Genomic DNA, 17,038 nt, shown 5'->3' on the forward strand with positions numbered 1-17,038 from the left:
ACCGAGATACCGTATGCCCAGCGTCAAAGTCCGCGAAAACGAGCCTTTCGAGTTTGCCCTGCGTCGCTTCAAGCGCACCTGCGAGAAGGCCGGCGTCCTGGCCGAAACCCGCAAGCGCGAGTTCTACGAGAAGCCGACCCAGGAGCGCAAGCGCAAGGCCGCCGCCGCGGTGAAGCGCCAGTCCCGCCGCGCCTCGCGCGATGTGACCAAGCGCCAGCGCCTGTACTGAGCCTCCGGGCTTAACAGCGCCACCCTCCCGACGGCCTGCTCCGGCCGTGGTGGAAGTGCGAAGCCGGCCGCGCCAATGCGCCGCCGGCTTTTTGCGTTTGTTCCCCGCTCCCGCTTCTTGTCCCCGCCACCAGGAACCCCGTCATGCCCCTCAAGCAGCAACTGACCACCGACATGAAGGCCGCGATGAAGTCCGGCGACAAGCACGGCCTCGGCGTGATCCGGTTGATGCTGGCGGCGGTCAAGCAGAAGGAAGTCGACGAGCCCAGGGCAGGTGACGAGCGTGCAGAGCTGGATGACGCCCAGGTGCTGGCGGTGCTCGAGAAGATGGTCAAGCAGCGCCGCGACTCGGTCACCCAGTACGAGGCCGCCGGCCGCGCCGACCTGGCAGACATCGAGAAGTCCGAGATCGTGGTGATCGAGCGTTACCTGCCGGCCAAGCTCGGCGAGGCCGAGATCCTGGCCGCGATCGACGCCGCCATGGTCGAGACCGGCGCCAGCGGCCCGGCCGACATCGGCAAGCTGATGGGCGCGCTGAAGCCCAGGCTCGCCGGCCAGGCCGACATGGGCCAGGTATCGGCCCTGGTCAAGCAGCGCCTGGCGAATTGATCGCTCGACCGTAGGAGCGCCCCATGGGCGCGATCACACACCCGGAACAGGCGCGGTTGGCCGGTTCCCATCGCGCCCATGGGACGCTCCTACAGGGCGCGACGCGCAGGCCCCGCCCTACGGCTGGGTGTCGTACACCTCCGCGTACGGGTCGTGCTCGCCGCTGCCGCCCTCCGACAGGCGGAACTTGAGGGCCAGCCCGTCGCGCGAGTCGGCCGCCTTGAGCGCCTCCTCCATCTCGATCCGGCCGTCCTTGTACAGCCGGAACAGGCACTGGTCGAAGGTCTCCATGCCTTCCTCCAGCGACTCCTCCATCGCCTGCTTGATCTCGTGCACCTGGCCGCGGCGCATCAGGTCGCGCACGTGCGGGGTGTTGATCAGCACTTCCGAGGCCGGCATGCGGCGCCCGTCGACGCCGACCACCAGGCGTTGCGAGACCACCGCCTTTAGGTTCAGCGCGAGGTTCATCAGCACGTTCTTGTGCGCGCCCTCGGGGAAGAAGTTGAGGATGCGCTCGAGCGTCTGGTCGGCGTTGTTGGAATGCAGCGTCGCCAGGCACAGGTGACCGGTCTCGGCGAACGAGATCGCCGCCTCCATCGTGGTCGAGTCCAGGATCTCGCCGATCAGGATCACGTCCGGCGCCTCGCGCATCGCGTTCTTCAGCGCGTTGTGGAACCCGTGCGTGTCCAGCCCGACCTCGCGCTGGTTGACGATCGACTTCTTGTGCCGGTGCAGGTACTCGATCGGGTCCTCGATGGTGAGGATGTGCCCGGCCGTGCTGCTGTTGCGGTGGTCGATCATCGAGGCCAGCGTGGTCGACTTGCCCGAACCGGTCGAACCGACGATCAGCACCAGCCCACGCGGTGCCATGATGATGTCCTTGAGCACCTGCGGCAGCTGCAGCTCCTCGATGCTCGGGATCACGCTGCGGATCGCGCGGATCACCATGCCGACCTCGCCACGCTGCTTGAACACGTTGATCCGGAAGCGGCCGGTGTCCGGCAGCGCCAGCGCCATGTTCAGTTCCAGGTCGCGCTCGAACAGCGGCACCTGGCCTTCGTCCATCAGCGAGTAGGCGATTTTCTTGACCATGCCGGGCGGCAGGCCGGTGTTGCCCAACGGATAAAGCTTGCCTTCGACCTTGATGTACACCGGCGCGCCGGTGCTCAGGAACATGTCCGAGGCATTCTTCTCCGTCATCAGCTTCAGGAAATAGCCGATGTCCATGCACGCTCCTCTGGTTCACGGCGGCGTATCGTTGCAAGCGCGCCGCCGGCTTGACCACAATGGCCGCGAGAAGTCCTGAACGGCCCTCCATCATCACGGCACCCCAATGAAGACAAGCTTCGCACAAAAATATTCGCTGCTGCTGGCCCTGGTTCTCGCTTCGGCGTTGAGCGCGTGCGCCACGTTGCCACCGCCGACCGCCGAGCTTTCGAACGCGCAGCAGGCGCTGGTCCGCGCCGGCGGCGCCGATGCCGATCACTACGCGTCGCGGGAAATCGCCAATGCGCGCGAGGCCCTGGCCCGCGCCCAGGCGGCGATGGCCGACGACCGCGAGGACGACGCCCGGCGCCTGGCGCTGGCCGCCAGCGCCGACGCCGACCTGGCCTACGCCCGCAGCCGCGAAGCCCTTGCCAGCGCCGAACTCGCCCAGCGCCAGGCCGAGCTCGCCCAGTTGCGCCAGCGCCTGCAGACCGGAGATGACCGATGAAGTGCCCGATTGCCATCATCGGCGCGCTCACCGCGCTGCTGCTTGCCACGTCCCCGGCGCAGGCCCAGGCCCAGGACAACGCGTCCGCCGCGCTGTCGCAGCGCCTGACCGCGCTGGAGGCCGACGTCGAGCTCGGCACCTTCGCCGCCTACGAGCGCCTGCAGGCACGCCAGGCGATCGCCGCCCTGGCCGAGGCCAGCCGCCAGGAGCGCGAGGCCGCGCGCTACGTCGCCGAACGCCGGGTCGCGATCGCCGAGGCCACCGCGCGCACGCAGGCGATGCAGCGCGAGATCGACCGGCTCGACCGCGAGCGCAGCGAGTGGCTGGTCGAAGCCAGCCGCCGCGACGCCGCCCGCGCCCGCGCCGAAGCCGAGCGCCTGCGCATCCAGGCCCAGATCCAGGCCGAGGAGTCCGCGCGCCTGCGTGAGCAGACCAGCGCCGACGCCGAAGCGATGCAGGACATCGAGGCCGCGCTGGAAGGCGTTACCGGCGCACAGAATGCGCGGCTGAACGCGGCGCGCGAGCGCGAAGCCGCGCTGGCCCGGCAGGAAGCGGCACTGATGGCCGGCGGTACCCTGCCGCCGTCCACCCGGGAGTCGCGCGGGGAGGTCTTCACCTTGGGCGGTGATGCCTTCGGTTCGGGCCAGGCCACGCTGACCGGCGCCGCGGCCGACAGCGTGAAGACCTTGGCGGCCTACCTGCAGGCCGCACCGGACGGCTCGGTTCGGGTGGAGGGGCACACCGACAGCCAGGGCGCGGCCGAGGCCAACCGGGCGCTGTCGCAGCGGCGCGCCGACGCGGTGCGCGAGGCGCTGATCGGCGCCGGCGTGGCGGCTGCGCGCATCGAGGCGGTCGGGCTGGGCGCCGACCAGCCGGTGGCCGACAACGCCAGCGCCTCCGGCCGCGCCCGCAACCGCCGGGTCGAGGTGATCGTCGCGGACGAGTAGCCGCGGCCGGCGGTCGTGCGGACGGCGCATCCGTAGAGCCGGGCTTGCTCGGCTGCACCACGGCGACAACGCGTTTTCCGGGCCCACGCGCAGCCGAGCAAGCTCGGCTCTACCAGGGCCGCAGGATGCACGAGGTGCGCCCGCGCGCCCGGGGGACCTGGTTCAACAGCAACTCAGTTAACTGAATCCGGCGCCGCCCAAGCCGCGCCGGCAGCTGCGGGCCGCGCCCCGCGGCGGGCGTGATCGAAACCGGTTTTTGGCGCTTGCCGGCCCCCGGGCGGAGGAGTAGGGTCGGTCTCAACCAGGCGGCCCGCACCGCGTGGTGAAGAGCCAGGCCGATGACCCAGCCGCCGATTTCGCAGGAGCCCGCCGCCGCGCATCGCGCTGCGGTCGGCCTGCGGAAATGGCTGCAGCTTGGGCCGCACGTCGCGCCTGGCGCCCCTGATGAACCCCGCAACGCCTCGGCCCTCCCGGCCGGGGCGTTTTGCATTCGTGCTGAAGGAGGCTCCATGTTCGAAGAACAGCCGCAACCCGAGATCGACGCACTGATAAAGGGCGACCCCGAATTCAAGCAGCTCTACCAACACCACCAGAAGCTGGACAAGAAGGTCATGGACGCCGAACTGGGGGTACTGCCGATCGACGACACCACCTTGTCCCAGATGAAGCGCGAGAAGCTCGCCGCCAAGGACCGCCTGGTCCGGATGTACGCCGCGCGCGCGCACTGACCATCGTCGCACCGGCCCGTTCAAAAGCGGGCGGTGACGGTTTCCCTCGTCGGGCCGTCACCGTCCGCCACCGGCCGAGTCCCGCAGAACCCGCGAGAACCGAGACACTCGTAGGAGCGCCCCATGGGCGCGAGCTCTTCGGCCAGGCGATGAATGCACCAGGCCGCTCGTGCCGGTTGTCGATCGCGGCTGAAGCCGCTCCTACAAAAGCGCGGGTGCTCCCGGACGCCCCGTCCCGGCCGGCCTAGTAGAATCCACGCGGTCCGCCGCGCTGTCCGCGGCGCAGGAACCCCGACCGCATGAGCATCCACCACTCCGTACTCGAGCTGATCGGTGGCACCCCGATCGTCAGGGCGCAGCGCATCGACGCCGGTGTCTGCGAGCTGTACTTCAAGCTGGAATCGCAGAACCCCGGCGGCTCGATCAAGGACCGCATCGGCCTGAAGATGATCGAGGCGGCCGAGGCCCGCGGCGACATCAAGCCCGGCGACACCCTGGTCGAGGGCACCGCCGGCAACACCGGCCTCGGACTGGCGCTGGTCGCCCAGCAGAAGGGCTACAAGCTGATCCTCGTGGTGCCCGACAAGATGAGCCGCGAGAAGATCTTCAACCTCAAGGCGATGGGCGCGCAGGTGCTGCTGACCCGCTCGGACGTGGCCAAGGGCCATCCCGACTACTACCAGGACATGGCCGCGCGCCTCGCCGAAGAAACCCCGGGCGCGTACTTCATCAACCAGTTCGGCAACCCCGACAACCCGGCCGCGCACGAGTTCGGCACCGGCCCGGAGATCCTCGAGCAGATGGCCGGGGCCGGCGGACTGGACGCGATCGTGTTCGGCTGCGGCAGCTCCGGCACCATGACCGGCCTGTCGCGCTGCTTCGCGGAAAAATCCCCGCACACCGAGCTGATCCTGGCCGACCCGGCCGGTTCGATCCTGACCGAATACATCAACGAGGGCACCCTCAGCGACAAGTCCGCCAGCTGGATGGTCGAGGGCATCGGCGAGGACTTCCTGCCCAGCATCTCCGATTTCAGCCGGGTCAAGAAGGCCTATGCGATCTCCGACAAGGACAGCTTCCTGACCGCGCGCGAGCTGCTGGAAAAGGAGGGCATCCTCGGCGGCTCCTCCACCGGCACCCTGCTGGCGGCCGCGCTGCGGTACTGCCGCGAGCAGACCGACCCGAAGAAGGTGCTGGTGCTGGTGCCCGACACCGGCAACAAGTACATCTCCAAGATGTACAACGACTACTGGATGCTCGACAACGGCTTCATCGAGCGCGAGCAGCACGGCGACCTGCGCGACCTGATCCTGCGCCCGTATTCGCAGCGCGACACCGTGGTGGTCGCCCCGACCGACCTGCTGGTCACCGCCTACCAGCGCATGAAGCTGTACGACGTCTCGCAACTGCCGGTGATGGACGGAGACACCATCGTCGGCATCATCGACGAGTCCGACGCACTGCTGCACGTCTACGGCGACGAGGACCGCTTCCGCGACCCGATCTCCACCGCGATGGTCAGCAAGCTCGACAAGATCGACGTGCGCTCCCCGATCGAATCGCTGCTGCCGGTGTTCGACCGCGGCCACGTCGCGATCATCACCGACGGTGCCCGCTTCCTCGGCCTGATCACCCGCATCGACCTGCTCAACTACCTGCGCCGCCGCGTGCAATAGCCGCACCGTCGTAGGAGCGCCCCATGGGCGCGAACGCTCTACTACGCCTGATGCAATCGCGGGCATGGCCCGCTCCTACAACGGCGCATCGCGGCCACCGGCAACACCTGTAGGAGCGCCCCATGGGCGCGAACGCTCTACTACGGTTGATGCAATCGCGGGCATGGCCCGCTCCTACCACGGCGCATCGCGGCCACCGCCGCCCCCGTAGGAGCGCCCCATGGGCGCGAACGCGAATCGGACAGGCGCGGTGGTCCGGTTTCCATCGCGGCCATGGGCCGCTCCTACAAAAGCGCTCGATAATTCCGTAGAGCCGAGCTTGCTCGGCTGCGCCCACGATGCCTCGCACACCCACCGGACCGCAGCGGAGCAAGCTCCGCTCTACGACGGCATCGCCGCACTCCGCTTCTCTGTAGGAGCGCCCCATGGGCGCGAACGCTCTCCTACGCCTGACGCAATCGCGGGCATGGCCCGCTCCTACCACGGCGGATCGCGGCCACCGGCGGTTGCCTCTTCCGGTTGACCGAACTCGATGCCGTAACGCAGCCGCATCTGCGCCAGTTCGCGGCGCATCAGCCAGCGCAGCAGGCGCCGGGCCGGGCGGTTGCCGTTGCGCAGGTAGCGCCCTTCGAACACCGGCTCGAACGTCGGCGCCCTGGCCGGCTGGGGCAGGTCCAGAAATGCGTAGACGCGGGACATCACGCTCGCCGGCGCGCTACGGAGCTCGGCGTTGTCGAGCAGCAGCACCTGATCGCGCGGGAGATGGGTGAACAGCACGTCCAGCTGGCGCGCGTAGTCGCCGCGCGCGCGATAACTGTGCCGGCGCAGCGGGGAGTCGGCCGACAGGTCCTGCCAGTGCCGGCGCAGCCTCCAGCGCTCCAGCAGCACCGCCGCCCACAGCGGCCATGATTCCTGATCGCGTGCGCGCTCCATGTGGTAGTGCGAGATCGCGCGGTCGACCGGGTCGCGCAGCAGGATGATCCAGCGCATCGCCGGGTTGTAGCGGGCGATGCGTTGCACCAGCCGCGGATGGAACAGGTAGATCGGGGTGGCATCGCCGTGCAGGCGATCTTCGCGCGGGTCCTCGAAATGCCGCCGATAACGCTCGTCGACCGCCTCGGCTGGCCATGCCTCGTCGAAGCAGGGCGCATCGAACACATGCGCCTCCTTGTTGCGCGGCAGGCACACCTGCGGGTGCGCGCCCAGGTACCGCGCCAGTGCGGTGGTGCCGCCCTTCTGCACGCCGCCGATCACAAACCGCACCCGCGGCCCGCTCACGTCGTATGTGCCTGCTGCAGCATCCGCTGCGCCAGCGGCGCCACGCTGTCGGGTGCATACCAGCGCTGCCAGCTGCCCGGCTGGCGCTGCAGCGCTTCGGCCAGTCCGGCGATCTTCGCGCGGTCGTAATGCGCGCTGGCATTGCGCTCGGCCAACTGCGCATCGCTGCGGCCGCTCAGCCCGGCGCTCGCGCGCAGTGCCTCGCCTTGGGTGGCGACGATGTCTTCGTAGCGCAGCACCTCCGCCGGCGCCAGTGCGGTGGCGAACCGCGCGAAGAACCACTCCAGCACGATCAGCTGCCGGCGCAGGCGCTCGGGCTCTGCCTGCAGCTGCGCGGCCAGCGCCGCATCGAGGCGTTCGCCGGCGGGGATGTGCCCGCGGCTGACCGGCAGGTCGACCGAGTTCCACGAGGCCAGCACCGACAATGGGTGGCGCACGATTGCGCGGGTCTGGAAACGCTCGCGCAGTTGCGGCAGCAGCGCGGTGAACGCCGCGTTGTGCTTGATCACCAGGGTGAAGCCCGGGGCAGGCCGCGGCTCCACGGCGATCTCGCCGCGCGTCGCTTGCTGGCGGCGGCGGCCGTCGGCCAGGCGCTCGTCGCCGAAAGGGTTGTCCGGCACCCGGCCACCGCGCTGCTTGCTCGGGGCGGTACCCGATTCCAGGATCTGTGCCCGCGCCCGGTCGCAGAACGCCGCGATGCAGTCCAGCGCCGCCGGCGGGTCGCGTGGCGGCAGCTCGCCGACCTCCATCGGCTCGAACAGCGCCACAGTCTGTTCGCACAGGCCGAGCAGCCGGCACGCCAGCGTGGTGCCGCCGCGTGGCACCCCGGTCAGTGCCAGCGTGCGGCCGCTCATGCGTTCCATAGGTAGTCGATGTCGTCCAGCACCGCGTGGAACGCCTCGCGCTCGCGCTGCAGGCCGAAGCGTGCCGCGGTTTCGCGCCCGTGCGCCACCAGCCGTGCGACCACTGCCGGGTTTTCCAGTTGCTGCACCGCCTGCAGCAGCGCATCCAGTTGCAATGGCGGTGCCAGCGCGTTGCGTCCATCGGCCAGGTAGGCGCGGTTGCCGATGCAATCGGGCACGATGGTGGCGCAGCCCAGCGCCATCGCTTCCAGTCCAGGCAGGTAGAAGCCCTCGGTCGCATACGGCAAGGTCACCGCAATCGCGGCGGCGGCCATCTGCGCCAGATATTCACCACGCAGGATCCGCCGGTCGCACAACGCGACCTGGCACCCGCGCTCGCGCAATGCGGCCGCAAGCGCCCGGCCCAGCGAAGGCTGCTTGGTCGCATCGATGAATACGCCCGCACGGGTCTCCGGCGCCGCCAGGCCGTTTGGCAACTGCAGCGCCGCCTCGATCACCCGCACCGGGCCGTTGACCCGGCCGCTGGCGAGGATCGCCTCGGCCACCGGCGCGCTGACGCACAGGCGCACCGCGCGCCGGCCCAGGAAGGCGTGGCGTGGGTCGCCCGGGTCCCCGTGACGCACGCCCTGGACCAGGTTGATCACCGGGCGCGCCGGGTCGTCGTGCGGATAGGCCTGCCAATCGATGCCGCCCAGCAGCAGCGCATCGGCCTGGTCGGGCCGCCACTGCGGCTGCGGCGCCACGTCATGGATGCGCCACGGATTGTCGGCGTCGACGCTGGCCGGGGTCAGGTATACCGATGGCGACCAGTCCGGGTGCGCCCCGGCATGCTCGAAGTAGTCCCAGACCTTGCCATGGCCTCCGCTCGCGCGGCGGAAGTCGCGATGGAACAGCAGGCGGCGGCTCATCGCGCGGGCAGGCTCACTCGACGCTGAAGTCGACGATGCCCACCGGCTGACCATCGACGTCGACCTGCACGTTGTAGTCGCCCGCGCGCAGGCCGTCGGCGGCGGACAGCTCGAAATGCAGGTGCTCGGCCCCGGCGGCGATGTCCTTGGTCTCCTCCTTGTCGGTGGTGCCGTCCTCAAAGGTCCAGTAGACCTTCGCCTGGCTGCCGGGATCGAACTCCCGGGTGGGGATGGAGGCGTAGATCGTGTCGTCGGTGGTGTAGCGCTGCTTGCGCGCATCCACCGCCATGTCGGCGCCGATCGAGCTGCCGACAGCGATGGCGTCGGCGCTGACATCCACCGGCTCCTGCGAGGTGGCAGGCGGCAGCTCGAGCTCGGGTGCCTGGCCTGCGACTTCGGCCGGCTCGGCCGGCGGCGCGGGTTCGGACTGCTCGCTGCTGCACGCGGCGAGCAGCGCCAGCGGCAGGGCCAGGGTGAGGACTCGGAACAGGGACATGGGGGCATCCTTCGGGTCGACGGGGGAGTGCGGCCGCAGCGCGGCGGGCGTCGATGATGCTAAAGGACAAGCCCGGCTGGCGGTAGCCGGCGCGGCGGGGGGCTCGAAAGAACTGCCCTTTGCGTCGTTCCCGCACATCGCCTGAGTTAAGCCGAGCCGCGAAGCGGCTTCGGCTTGAACGAATTGTCAGCCAGCAGCCCGACGTTCTTTGGGTGCACTTTTTTCAAGCGCCTCCGCCATGCGGGTCTGCCAGCCAGGGCCGCTGGCCTTCCACCGGGCAATGACCCGAGGAGGAAGACGCAGCGACAAAAGCTGCCGAGGATTCGCGACCTTCGGGCGGCCACGGCGAACGAGCTTTTCGCCATGGTGGAGGTCTGCGCTGGCAATCCAGGCATCAGTAATCTCTGGCAGCTCAGGATCAGGCAAGGTGGGGGAGGAGTTTTTTTTCTTCGCGTTCATGGCAATGCCTCATGCTGATGATGCGCCTTGCGGCACCGCGGGGCGTCCATGCGAAGACGACAAGCCGAGAATCAAGCCAGCCAGCAGTGATGAAGCGAGGCTCGCCGTAGTCTTGGCGATCGTCTATGCGAGTGAAGTGCCGCCCAGCAAACGCTTCTTTTGCGCGAAGCATGTCTAGGCCGCGCTCGTGCAGGGTCCATTGGCGCTTGGCTGGGTCGCATGTGATTCGCACGATTTAGCGTAGCTACGAAAAAGAGCCCCGTCAAGCGCGATGAACTGTTTCTGCTGGCTAACGCGGGTTTTGCAGCTGGCACCGCGGTGGGTGCGGTGGCGTGGTCGCGACTCACGTCGCTCCTACAGGGGCCGGTCGCGATATTGCGGGGCGGGGTAGGAGCGACGTCAGTCGCGAGGCCGGGTGCCGCGGCTACGAGGCGCACCGCGCCTGCGCAAACGGTGGCACAAAAAAAACGGGCGGCCGAAGCCGCCCGTTTGATACATCACTTGTAGCAGGTTACAGGGTCGGGCCCTGCTCGTAGATATCCTGCTCGCCGTTGCTGTCGGCGTCGGTCAGGTTGGTGACCGTGCCGTCGGTGGCGTTGCGGTTGAGGCTCTGCACCATCATGCCGTCGAACTCGCCGGTGACGTCGGCGCGCCACTTGCCGGCGCCGTCGCCCCATGCGCCGGTCAGGCCCTTGCCCGCGTTGCCGTTCTCCAGGTCCTCGGAGTTCAGCTGCTGGGAGGCACCCGCCGCGAGGGTGAAGGTGATCGCGCCGTCGGCCGCGTTGCCGGCGTCGTCGATACCGGTGATGGTGACCAGACCGGCGGTGTCGCCCGGATTGATCACGCGGATGAACGACTGTGCGGTGGTGTTGCCGGCCGGGTTGATGTGGTAGACGTCGACCACCGAGCCGTTGTACTGCAGCGGCAGCAGCGAGCAGGCCTGACCACTGATTTCGATCTCGGTGCCACGGTTGAAGGTGGTGGTGGCGGACACGGTGGTGGCGTCGATCACCACTTCATTGCCGTCCGGGACTTCGGCGCAGACGTCCACGCTGAACCCGGCGGCGGTGGCGCCGGCGTCGGCACCGGTGAAGTTGAAGGTCACGGTGTTGTTGGTGGTGTCCACCACGCCGAAGCCGGGGCCCGGAGGCGCGGTCGCGCCGCCCAGTGCGCTGACGCAGGCGTTCGTCGACAGGGCCACGAGGCGGGTGGAGTTGTCCGCGCCCTCGATCGGAGCAAACGCCGAGAAGTCACCCTGCAGCACGACAGTGAACTCGTCGGTGGCTTCATACGCGAAGCTGTCGAAGCCCGTTGCGGCGCCGACGACAACCTGGCCCAGGTTGATGAGCCCATCGTTCGCCGTACCGATTTCGCCGGTGGTGGTGAAGAAGGTCTTCGGACCCTGGGTCGCGGTGGTGCCGACGTCGATGCGGGTGGCGGTGTCGCCGGTGGTGGCATCGCAGCTCAGCTCCACCGGGTCGCCGGACTCGAGCAGCGCGACGATCTCGGTGCCCATGATCTGCGAGGCGGTCACCGGATCGACGAACTGTACCGAGGCCGACACGGTGGCGCCTTCGGTCTGCAGCGCGGTCAGGTTCTGCAGGGCCTGGCCTGCTGCCGGGGTCACCGTGCCTGCGCCGTCGGTGGTTTCGTCGGTACCGCCTACGATCGTCAACACCATGCCCTGCGAGAGCGCGCTGTCCGTGGCGGCCGGGTCCATGTTGACCACCAGGAAGCCATCACCGGCGGTGCCGCCGGCGGCGACCGATGCGGTCCATCCGCCCTGCTCAAGCAGGTCGGTATCGACAATGGTGCGACCGAACTGGGCGCCGTCCCGCAGCGTGTAGCGAATGGTGAAGCCGGTGGTGCGGCCGAGGATCAGGTCGGAGGCCTCGAGATCGATCTCGACGTTCTGGCTGACGTTGACGACGCTGGTGGCATCTGTGACTTCAGCGGTGGCGACCATTTCCGGCTCGTCATCGCTGTTGGTCTGGACGGTGTAGGCGGCGGCGGTGGCCACCATGCCCAGACCGGCCACCAGGGCCAGGGTCAGGGCATTTTTCTTGTTGAGGATGGACATGTTGATCTAACTCCTTAAGGATTGATTTGTCTTGCAACTCGAACTGGATGCACTGCTGCGTCGCCTGGTACCAGAAAGCGGACAGCTTTTGGCAAACAGCTTCCAAGGCATGCACAGGACGATCTTGAGGAAACGTACCCGTGCCAATATCAATCGGAACGCACCTGGGAGATCAAGCTGCCGGCGAAAGCTAACCCAGCGTTAATGTTCCGTCAATCGTTCTTTTCTTAACGGTTTCCAATGTCAAGTGGTGGTCACGCTTTGCTTCAGCGCAGGGACTGGAGCCGTGACCTGTGGCCGGCTGCAGCGGTCGCTCACCAAGGACGAGGGGCCGACCGCAGATGCCATTGTCCGACATCCTCGATGACGATTGCGTGGCGCATCGGCGTTGTCCGCGCATTCGCTGGGTCTGGCAGTGCGCGCGTGCACCGCTGCGGTGTGCCAATCGGATGCGGCGTTCACCCGCACGGGGACCCCTTAGTAATGTCGAGCGTGCGGAAGTGAACCGCCAGTGCAGCGGCAGACAGGCGTGAGTGCGCCGCCACGCCCCGGCGCGGGTTTACACTGCGCTCCCGCCCGCACGGGCAGCGCGTGTCGCCGACATGCGCTGATGCGAAGGCTTCTGGAGGTCGCGTGCCGTCCTGTTCCATTGCTGCCAAGGCCAGCCGTCTGCGCCGTGATCGGTTCGTCGCGCCCCGGATAGGGCGCGGAGTCGGCCGGCCATGGCGGCCGCTGTCGGCCATGATGGCAGTGCCATCCGCGCTGTGTACATCCGCGGCGCCCGAGGAGGGAGTTGCCCATGTCGGCTGAACCCGATGCACTGCAGGCAGCGCTGCCGGACGCTGCTGGCGACTTGCTGGGGCAGATGCTGCTGAACGCCGGGATGATCGGTGGCGCCGACCTGGAGCGGGCATTGACCCTGCAGTCGCGCATCGGTGGCCGGCTGGGCAGCGTGTTGATGCGGATCGGTGCGCTCAGCGAGGACAACCTGCTGCAGACGCTGCAGACGCAGCTGGACTTGCCCCTGATGGGCGCGGACCTGCCCGCACCCGACGAGGACGCCGTGCGCGTTGCCGCTGCGCTGGCACCGGCCGGGCTGGAATGGTTGCTGGACCTGCAGGCGCTGCTGTGGTCGGTGGATGATGTCCTGTATTGCGCCGCGCGCGACCCGCTGCAGCCGTCGCTGCGCGAGGCGATGCGCCATGCCCTCCCGGGGCGTGCGGTCCAGTATTGCCTGTGCCGGGCGCAGGACCTGGAGCGCATGCTCGATGCGCTGGCGCAGCGCGGCGGCCTGGACGGCCACGACGGCAGTGACGTGCAGCACCTGCGCGAGATGGCCGAGGAAGCGCCGGTGGTCGAGCTGGTCAACAACCTGATGGCGCAGGCGGTGGAGCAGCGCGCTTCGGACATCCATCTCGAGCCGGAGGAGCGCCAGTTCGCGGTGCGCTTCCGCATCGACGGCGTGTTGCATTCGCGCCTGCAACTGCCGCGCGACCGGTTCGACGCGGTGGCCTCGCGGCTCAAGCTGATTTCGGGCATGGACATCGCCGAGCGCCGGCTCCCGCAGGACGGGCGCATGTCGACCCGCGTGGGTGGCCAGGAGATGGACATCCGCGTGTCGGCGCTGCCGGGCGTGCATGGCGAGTCGATGGTGATGCGCCTGCTGCCCAAGGAGCGCAAGGAGCTGCGGCTGGAGCGGCTGGGCTTCGAGGCCGACCACCTGGCGATGATGCGCGGCTGGACCGCCGAGGCCAATGGCATCGTGCTGGTGACCGGCCCGACCGGCTCGGGCAAGTCGACCACTTTGTACGGTGCGCTGGCGGCGGCCAACGACGGCTTCAAGAAGATCATCACGGTCGAGGATCCGGTCGAGTTCCAGTTGCCGGCGATCACCCAGATCCAGGCGCATCCGGAGATAGGCCTGACCTTCGCCAACGCGCTGCGCTCGATCCTGCGCCAGGATCCGGACGTGATCATGATCGGCGAGATCCGCGACCTGGAGACCGCCCAGATCGCGGTGCAGGCCGCGCTGACCGGCCACCTAGTGCTGTCCACCCTGCATACCAATGATGCGATCAGCGCTTTCACCCGGCTGATCGACATGGGGGTGGAGCCGTTCCTGGTGGCGACCCCGATCCGCGCGGTGCAGGCGCAGCGCCTGGTACGCCGGTTGTGCTCGTGCGCACGGAGTGGACATGTCCCGGCGCACCTGCAGGCCGAGGCGGAGCGCTTCGCCGACTCGGTCCTGCCCGGGCAGGCGCCGGCATGGAAGGAGGCGACCGGGTGCGCGCAATGCCTGAATACCGGCTACCGCGGACGCCTGGGCATCTACGAGATGATCCCGGTCTCCGAGCAGATGCAGCACCTGATCGTCAGCGGCGCGAGCGTCAATGACATGAAGGCGCTCGCGCGTTCGGAGGGCCACCGGTTCCTGCGCGATGACGGCCTGCTGAAAGCCTGGCAGGGCCTGACCACGGTCGAGGAAGTGCTGCGCGTCACCGGCAGCTGAGGCCCCGCATGCCCCGATTCCTCTACGAAGCAGTCACCGCCGACGGCCAGGACATGTCGGGGGTGTTGCGCGCCAGCAGCGAACGCGAGGCCGCGCGATCGCTGGAGCGGCGCGGGCTGGTGCTGCTGGCGTTGCGCCCGGGCGAGGCGGGGTCGGGCGGGAAGCAGCGAAGCCGGCGGCTGAAGGATGCCGATGTGATCCTGGCGTTCCAGGAACTGGCGACGATGCTGACTTCCGGCGTGTCGATTGCCGACGCGGTGGGTTCACAGGCAGTGTCGGCGCACCATCCGCGCATCGTCGAGGCATTTACGGTGATGTCGCGCGGGCTGCAGCGCGGGCAACCGTTCTCGGCGACGCTGGTCGACAGCGGCCTGCCGTTGCCCGACTACGTGCTGCAGCTGGCGCGCGCCGGCGAGCTGAGTGGTGAGCTGGGGCGCGCCCTGGCCGATGCCGGCGCGCAGATGGAGTACGAGCAGAACCTGCGCACCGAGATCCGCAATGCGCTGATCTATCCATGCGTGCTGGTGCTGGCGGGCGCGGCGGCGGTGGCGCTGATGTTCGTGTTCGTGGTGCCCAAGTTCGCCTCGCTGCTGGACCGCGCCGAGGACCTGCCGTTCCTGGCGTGGATGGTGCTGGGCGTGGGCACCTGGACCCGCGAGAACTTCGCGCTGCTGGTGCTGGGGACGGCAGCGGCGGCGGTTGCGGCGGTCGCGCTCATGCGTCGGCCCGGCGCGCGCAGCGCGATGGTCGACCGGCTGGCGCGATTGCCGCTGGTCGGGCCCTGGCTGGTGGAGTCCGATACCGCTCGCTGGGCCAAGGTGCTGGCGGCGCTGCTGGGCAACCGGGTGCCGCTGATGCGCGCGCTGGAGCTGGGCCAGGCCGGGCTGCAGATCCCGTCGCGGCGTGCGCGCATGAATGAAGTCACCCGCGCGGTGCGCGGCGGCAGCACGCTGGCCAATGCTCTGGAGGAGCATGACGCATTGACCGCCACCGGCTACAACCTGGTGCGGGTCGGCGAGCGCACCGGCAAGCTGGCGGGGATGCTGGAATCGCTTGCACGGTTGTACGCCGAGGCTGGACGCACCCGCATGAAGCGGATGTTGATCCTGATTGAACCAATCGCAATCCTGGTGATCGGAAGCATGATCGGCACCATCATCCTGGGCGTGATCCTGGCAATCACCAGTGCCAACGACCTGGCCATCTGAAGAGGCATCCGCTATGCAACATGGGATTTTTCCGCAACGTCGACCCGGTCCGGGGCGCGGCGCACGCCAGTCCGGCTTCACCCTGCTGGAGATGATCGTGGTGCTGGTCATCATCGGCCTGATCATGGGCCTGGTCGGGCCGCGCCTGTTCGGGCAGGCCGACAAGGCCAAGGTGCAGGCCGCCGATACCCAGATCAAGATGCTCGGCGGTGCGTTGCAGACCATGCGGCTGGACATCGGCCGGCTGCCCGACCAGGGCGAGGGGCTGGGGCTGCTGGTCAACCGGCCGACCGAGGAGCGCGCCGCCCGCAACTGGTCCGGCCCGTACCTCAGCGACGGCGTGCCGCCGGATCCATGGGGCAATGCCTATCAGTACGCGCCGGTCGCGACCGACGGCCGGCCTTTCGCGTTGTATTCGTTCGGTGCCGACGGCCAACCCGGCGGCGAGGGCTTCGATGCCGACGTCGGCTACATTCCCGAGCGCTGACGCCACGGCAGCATCGCCGGCCGGCGGCTTCACGCTGCTGGAACTGATCGTGGTGCTGTCGATCCTGGGGCTGGTGACCGCAATGACGGCGCCGGCGGTGCTGCAGGGCATCGCCAGTTGGGAGCGCCAGGCGCAGGTGGACGTGCTGGTCGAGCAGGTCCGAGGCCTGCCCAGCCAGGCCCGCGGCAGCGGCCGCGCGATCGAGATCAGCAACGCCGCGCTGGTTTCGGACGCGCCGCCGCTGCTGGCCGGAGACGGCTGGGAGCTGTCGGTGCCGACGCCATGGCGGGTACAGGCCAACGGCATCTGCGAGACCGGCATGCTGGTGCTGCGCCACCCCAGCGGGCGCGAGCACGCGCTGCAGGTGCGCGCGCCCTTCTGCGACCTGCGGGTCGGCGACCAGGAATAGCGATGCCGCCCGTGCGAGCTCGAGCCGCAGACGGATTCACCCTGCTGGAAGCCATTGTCGCCATGGTGATCTTCAGCATGGGCGCGATGGCCCTATACGCCTGGCTCGGCGCTAACCTGCTGACCCTGCAGCGGGTATCGGAGCGCCGCGCCACCGTGACCCTGGTCAGCTCGGCGCTCGATGCGGTGCGGCGCGTCAATCCGATGGAGACCCCGCGCGGGCGTCGCGACTATGGCGACATCGAAGTGGAATGGGACTCCGAGCCGGTCGAGCCGCCGCGCGACTCGGTGACCCAGGTCGGCCTGCCCAACCTGTTCTCGGTCGGTTTGTACGACATGCAGGTCCGGGTCCTGCGCGACGGCGAGGAGGTGCACCGCTTCAACGTGCGTCAGCTGGGCCATGACCAGGTGCGCGAGATGGGCGTGGAATGATGGGAAGC

Annotated in this window: 19 protein-coding genes; 11 read left to right on the plus strand and 8 right to left on the minus strand. The window is 68.6% G+C overall.

Annotated features, from left to right (window positions below):
• Positions 1 to 13 precede the first annotated feature (13 nt).
• Together rpsU and ACJQWM_RS04255 are read left to right on the plus strand one after the other, a co-directional pair.
• Complete coding sequence (rpsU, locus tag ACJQWM_RS04250; protein ID WP_036137208.1) at positions 14 to 229, plus strand: 30S ribosomal protein S21; 216 nt, start codon at positions 14 to 16, stop codon at positions 227 to 229.
• A gap of 143 nt (positions 230 to 372) precedes the next feature.
• On the plus strand, positions 373 to 837 hold the full coding sequence (locus ACJQWM_RS04255; protein ID WP_332707381.1) for a GatB/YqeY domain-containing protein: 465 nt from the start codon (positions 373 to 375) through the stop codon (positions 835 to 837).
• A gap of 117 nt (positions 838 to 954) precedes the next feature.
• On the opposite strand, the gene ACJQWM_RS04260 is transcribed toward ACJQWM_RS04255, so the two are convergent.
• Entirely contained in the window at positions 955 to 2,064 is a 1,110-nt protein-coding gene (locus tag ACJQWM_RS04260; protein ID WP_332707384.1) for a PilT/PilU family type 4a pilus ATPase, read from the minus strand.
• A 106-nt stretch (positions 2,065 to 2,170) separates the two neighbouring features.
• Between ACJQWM_RS04260 and ACJQWM_RS04265 the strand changes: the two genes are divergently transcribed.
• The 4 genes from ACJQWM_RS04265 to ACJQWM_RS04280 all read left to right on the plus strand — a co-directional run bounded on the left by ACJQWM_RS04265 (position 2,171) and on the right by ACJQWM_RS04280 (position 5,902).
• A complete protein-coding gene (locus ACJQWM_RS04265; protein WP_332707387.1) occupies positions 2,171 to 2,551 on the plus strand; it encodes a DUF4398 domain-containing protein in 381 nt (126 codons plus the stop codon).
• Positions 2,548 to 3,498 (plus strand): OmpA family protein, encoded by a 951-nt coding sequence (locus ACJQWM_RS04270; RefSeq protein WP_411306686.1) that lies wholly within the window; start codon positions 2,548 to 2,550, stop codon positions 3,496 to 3,498. Before ACJQWM_RS04265 ends, ACJQWM_RS04270 begins: the two co-directional genes overlap by 4 nt.
• Positions 3,499 to 4,007: 509 nt before the next feature.
• On the plus strand, positions 4,008 to 4,226 hold the full coding sequence (locus ACJQWM_RS04275) for an HP1242/YdcH family protein (RefSeq protein ID WP_332704113.1): 219 nt from the start codon (positions 4,008 to 4,010) through the stop codon (positions 4,224 to 4,226).
• 299 nt (positions 4,227 to 4,525) lie between these two features.
• Positions 4,526 to 5,902: a pyridoxal-phosphate dependent enzyme gene (locus tag ACJQWM_RS04280; RefSeq protein ID WP_332704014.1), complete on the plus strand. Its 1,377-nt coding sequence runs from the start codon at positions 4,526 to 4,528 to the stop codon at positions 5,900 to 5,902.
• 477 nt (positions 5,903 to 6,379) lie between these two features.
• Here the strand turns inward: ACJQWM_RS04280 and ACJQWM_RS04285 are convergent, their stop codons facing one another.
• The 7 genes from ACJQWM_RS04285 to ACJQWM_RS04315 form a co-directional block, all read right to left on the minus strand.
• Positions 6,380 to 7,180, minus strand: a complete 801-nt coding sequence (locus ACJQWM_RS04285) for a sulfotransferase family protein (RefSeq protein ID WP_332704016.1) — start codon at positions 7,178 to 7,180, stop codon at positions 6,380 to 6,382.
• A complete protein-coding gene (locus tag ACJQWM_RS04290) occupies positions 7,177 to 8,034 on the minus strand; it encodes a hypothetical protein (RefSeq protein WP_332704018.1) in 858 nt (285 codons plus the stop codon). Before ACJQWM_RS04290 ends, ACJQWM_RS04285 begins: the two co-directional genes overlap by 4 nt.
• Positions 8,031 to 8,951 (minus strand): glycosyltransferase, encoded by a 921-nt coding sequence (locus tag ACJQWM_RS04295; RefSeq protein ID WP_332704020.1) that lies wholly within the window; start codon positions 8,949 to 8,951, stop codon positions 8,031 to 8,033. The genes ACJQWM_RS04290 and ACJQWM_RS04295 overlap by 4 nt, the downstream gene beginning before the upstream one ends.
• A 13-nt stretch (positions 8,952 to 8,964) precedes the next feature.
• The gene (locus ACJQWM_RS04300; protein ID WP_332704022.1) at positions 8,965 to 9,447 is read right to left on the minus strand and encodes a hypothetical protein; all 483 of its coding nucleotides are present in this window, start codon (positions 9,445 to 9,447) and stop codon (positions 8,965 to 8,967) included.
• Positions 9,448 to 9,633: 186 nt separating this feature from the next.
• Complete coding sequence (locus ACJQWM_RS04305; protein WP_332704024.1) at positions 9,634 to 9,906, minus strand: BrnA antitoxin family protein; 273 nt, start codon at positions 9,904 to 9,906, stop codon at positions 9,634 to 9,636.
• The gene (locus tag ACJQWM_RS04310; RefSeq protein ID WP_411306687.1) at positions 9,866 to 10,078 is read right to left on the minus strand and encodes a BrnT family toxin; all 213 of its coding nucleotides are present in this window, start codon (positions 10,076 to 10,078) and stop codon (positions 9,866 to 9,868) included. The genes ACJQWM_RS04305 and ACJQWM_RS04310 overlap by 41 nt, the downstream gene beginning before the upstream one ends.
• Positions 10,079 to 10,417: 339 nt before the next feature.
• On the minus strand, positions 10,418 to 11,986 hold the full coding sequence (locus ACJQWM_RS04315; protein ID WP_332704026.1) for a hypothetical protein: 1,569 nt from the start codon (positions 11,984 to 11,986) through the stop codon (positions 10,418 to 10,420).
• A 799-nt stretch (positions 11,987 to 12,785) separates the two neighbouring features.
• On the opposite strand from ACJQWM_RS04315, the gene ACJQWM_RS04320 reads away from it, so the two are divergent.
• Genes ACJQWM_RS04320 through ACJQWM_RS04340 form a run of 5 tightly spaced genes read left to right on the plus strand, consistent with a single transcriptional unit; the run spans position 12,786 to position 17,030 of the window.
• Positions 12,786 to 14,495 (plus strand): GspE/PulE family protein, encoded by a 1,710-nt coding sequence (locus ACJQWM_RS04320; protein WP_332704028.1) that lies wholly within the window; start codon positions 12,786 to 12,788, stop codon positions 14,493 to 14,495.
• Between the two features lie 8 nt (positions 14,496 to 14,503).
• Positions 14,504 to 15,703: a type II secretion system F family protein gene (locus tag ACJQWM_RS04325; protein ID WP_332704030.1), complete on the plus strand. Its 1,200-nt coding sequence runs from the start codon at positions 14,504 to 14,506 to the stop codon at positions 15,701 to 15,703.
• Between the two features lie 13 nt (positions 15,704 to 15,716).
• Positions 15,717 to 16,190 carry a type II secretion system major pseudopilin GspG gene (gene gspG, locus ACJQWM_RS04330; protein ID WP_332704032.1) on the plus strand — a complete coding sequence of 158 codons (474 nt, stop codon included), beginning with the start codon at positions 15,717 to 15,719 and terminating at the stop codon, positions 16,188 to 16,190.
• Positions 16,159 to 16,599, plus strand: a complete 441-nt coding sequence (locus ACJQWM_RS04335; RefSeq protein ID WP_332704034.1) for a pilus assembly FimT family protein — start codon at positions 16,159 to 16,161, stop codon at positions 16,597 to 16,599. Before gspG ends, ACJQWM_RS04335 begins: the two co-directional genes overlap by 32 nt.
• A gap of 11 nt (positions 16,600 to 16,610) precedes the next feature.
• Positions 16,611 to 17,030, plus strand: coding sequence for a type IV pilus modification PilV family protein (locus ACJQWM_RS04340; RefSeq protein ID WP_411306688.1), 420 nt, complete (start codon positions 16,611 to 16,613; stop codon positions 17,028 to 17,030).
• Positions 17,031 to 17,038 lie beyond the last annotated feature (8 nt).

The sequence above is a fragment of the Novilysobacter longmucuonensis genome (assembly GCF_046600735.1).
Classification (GTDB): domain Bacteria; phylum Pseudomonadota; class Gammaproteobacteria; order Xanthomonadales; family Xanthomonadaceae; genus Novilysobacter_A; species Novilysobacter_A longmucuonensis.

Bases quoted from the DNA above. Each gene is read 5' to 3' on its own strand.
- rpsU (WP_036137208.1), top strand. From the start codon at position 14: ATGCCCAGCGTCAAAGTCCGCGAAAACGAGCCTTTCGAGTTTGCCCTG.
- ACJQWM_RS04255 (WP_332707381.1), top strand. From the start codon at position 373: ATGCCCCTCAAGCAGCAACTGACCACCGACATGAAGGCCGCGATGAAG.
- ACJQWM_RS04260 (WP_332707384.1), bottom strand. From the start codon at position 2,064: ATGGACATCGGCTATTTCCTGAAGCTGATGACGGAGAAGAATGCCTCG.
- ACJQWM_RS04265 (WP_332707387.1), top strand. From the start codon at position 2,171: ATGAAGACAAGCTTCGCACAAAAATATTCGCTGCTGCTGGCCCTGGTT.
- ACJQWM_RS04270 (WP_411306686.1), top strand. From the start codon at position 2,548: ATGAAGTGCCCGATTGCCATCATCGGCGCGCTCACCGCGCTGCTGCTT.
- ACJQWM_RS04275 (WP_332704113.1), top strand. From the start codon at position 4,008: ATGTTCGAAGAACAGCCGCAACCCGAGATCGACGCACTGATAAAGGGC.
- ACJQWM_RS04280 (WP_332704014.1), top strand. From the start codon at position 4,526: ATGAGCATCCACCACTCCGTACTCGAGCTGATCGGTGGCACCCCGATC.
- ACJQWM_RS04290 (WP_332704018.1), bottom strand. From the start codon at position 8,034: ATGAGCGGCCGCACGCTGGCACTGACCGGGGTGCCACGCGGCGGCACC.
- ACJQWM_RS04295 (WP_332704020.1), bottom strand. From the start codon at position 8,951: ATGAGCCGCCGCCTGCTGTTCCATCGCGACTTCCGCCGCGCGAGCGGA.
- ACJQWM_RS04300 (WP_332704022.1), bottom strand. From the start codon at position 9,447: ATGTCCCTGTTCCGAGTCCTCACCCTGGCCCTGCCGCTGGCGCTGCTC.
- ACJQWM_RS04305 (WP_332704024.1), bottom strand. From the start codon at position 9,906: ATGAACGCGAAGAAAAAAAACTCCTCCCCCACCTTGCCTGATCCTGAG.
- ACJQWM_RS04310 (WP_411306687.1), bottom strand. From the start codon at position 10,078: ATGCTTCGCGCAAAAGAAGCGTTTGCTGGGCGGCACTTCACTCGCATA.
- ACJQWM_RS04315 (WP_332704026.1), bottom strand. From the start codon at position 11,986: ATGTCCATCCTCAACAAGAAAAATGCCCTGACCCTGGCCCTGGTGGCC.
- ACJQWM_RS04320 (WP_332704028.1), top strand. From the start codon at position 12,786: ATGTCGGCTGAACCCGATGCACTGCAGGCAGCGCTGCCGGACGCTGCT.
- ACJQWM_RS04325 (WP_332704030.1), top strand. From the start codon at position 14,504: ATGCCCCGATTCCTCTACGAAGCAGTCACCGCCGACGGCCAGGACATG.
- gspG (WP_332704032.1), top strand. From the start codon at position 15,717: ATGCAACATGGGATTTTTCCGCAACGTCGACCCGGTCCGGGGCGCGGC.
- ACJQWM_RS04335 (WP_332704034.1), top strand. From the start codon at position 16,159: ATGCCGACGTCGGCTACATTCCCGAGCGCTGACGCCACGGCAGCATCG.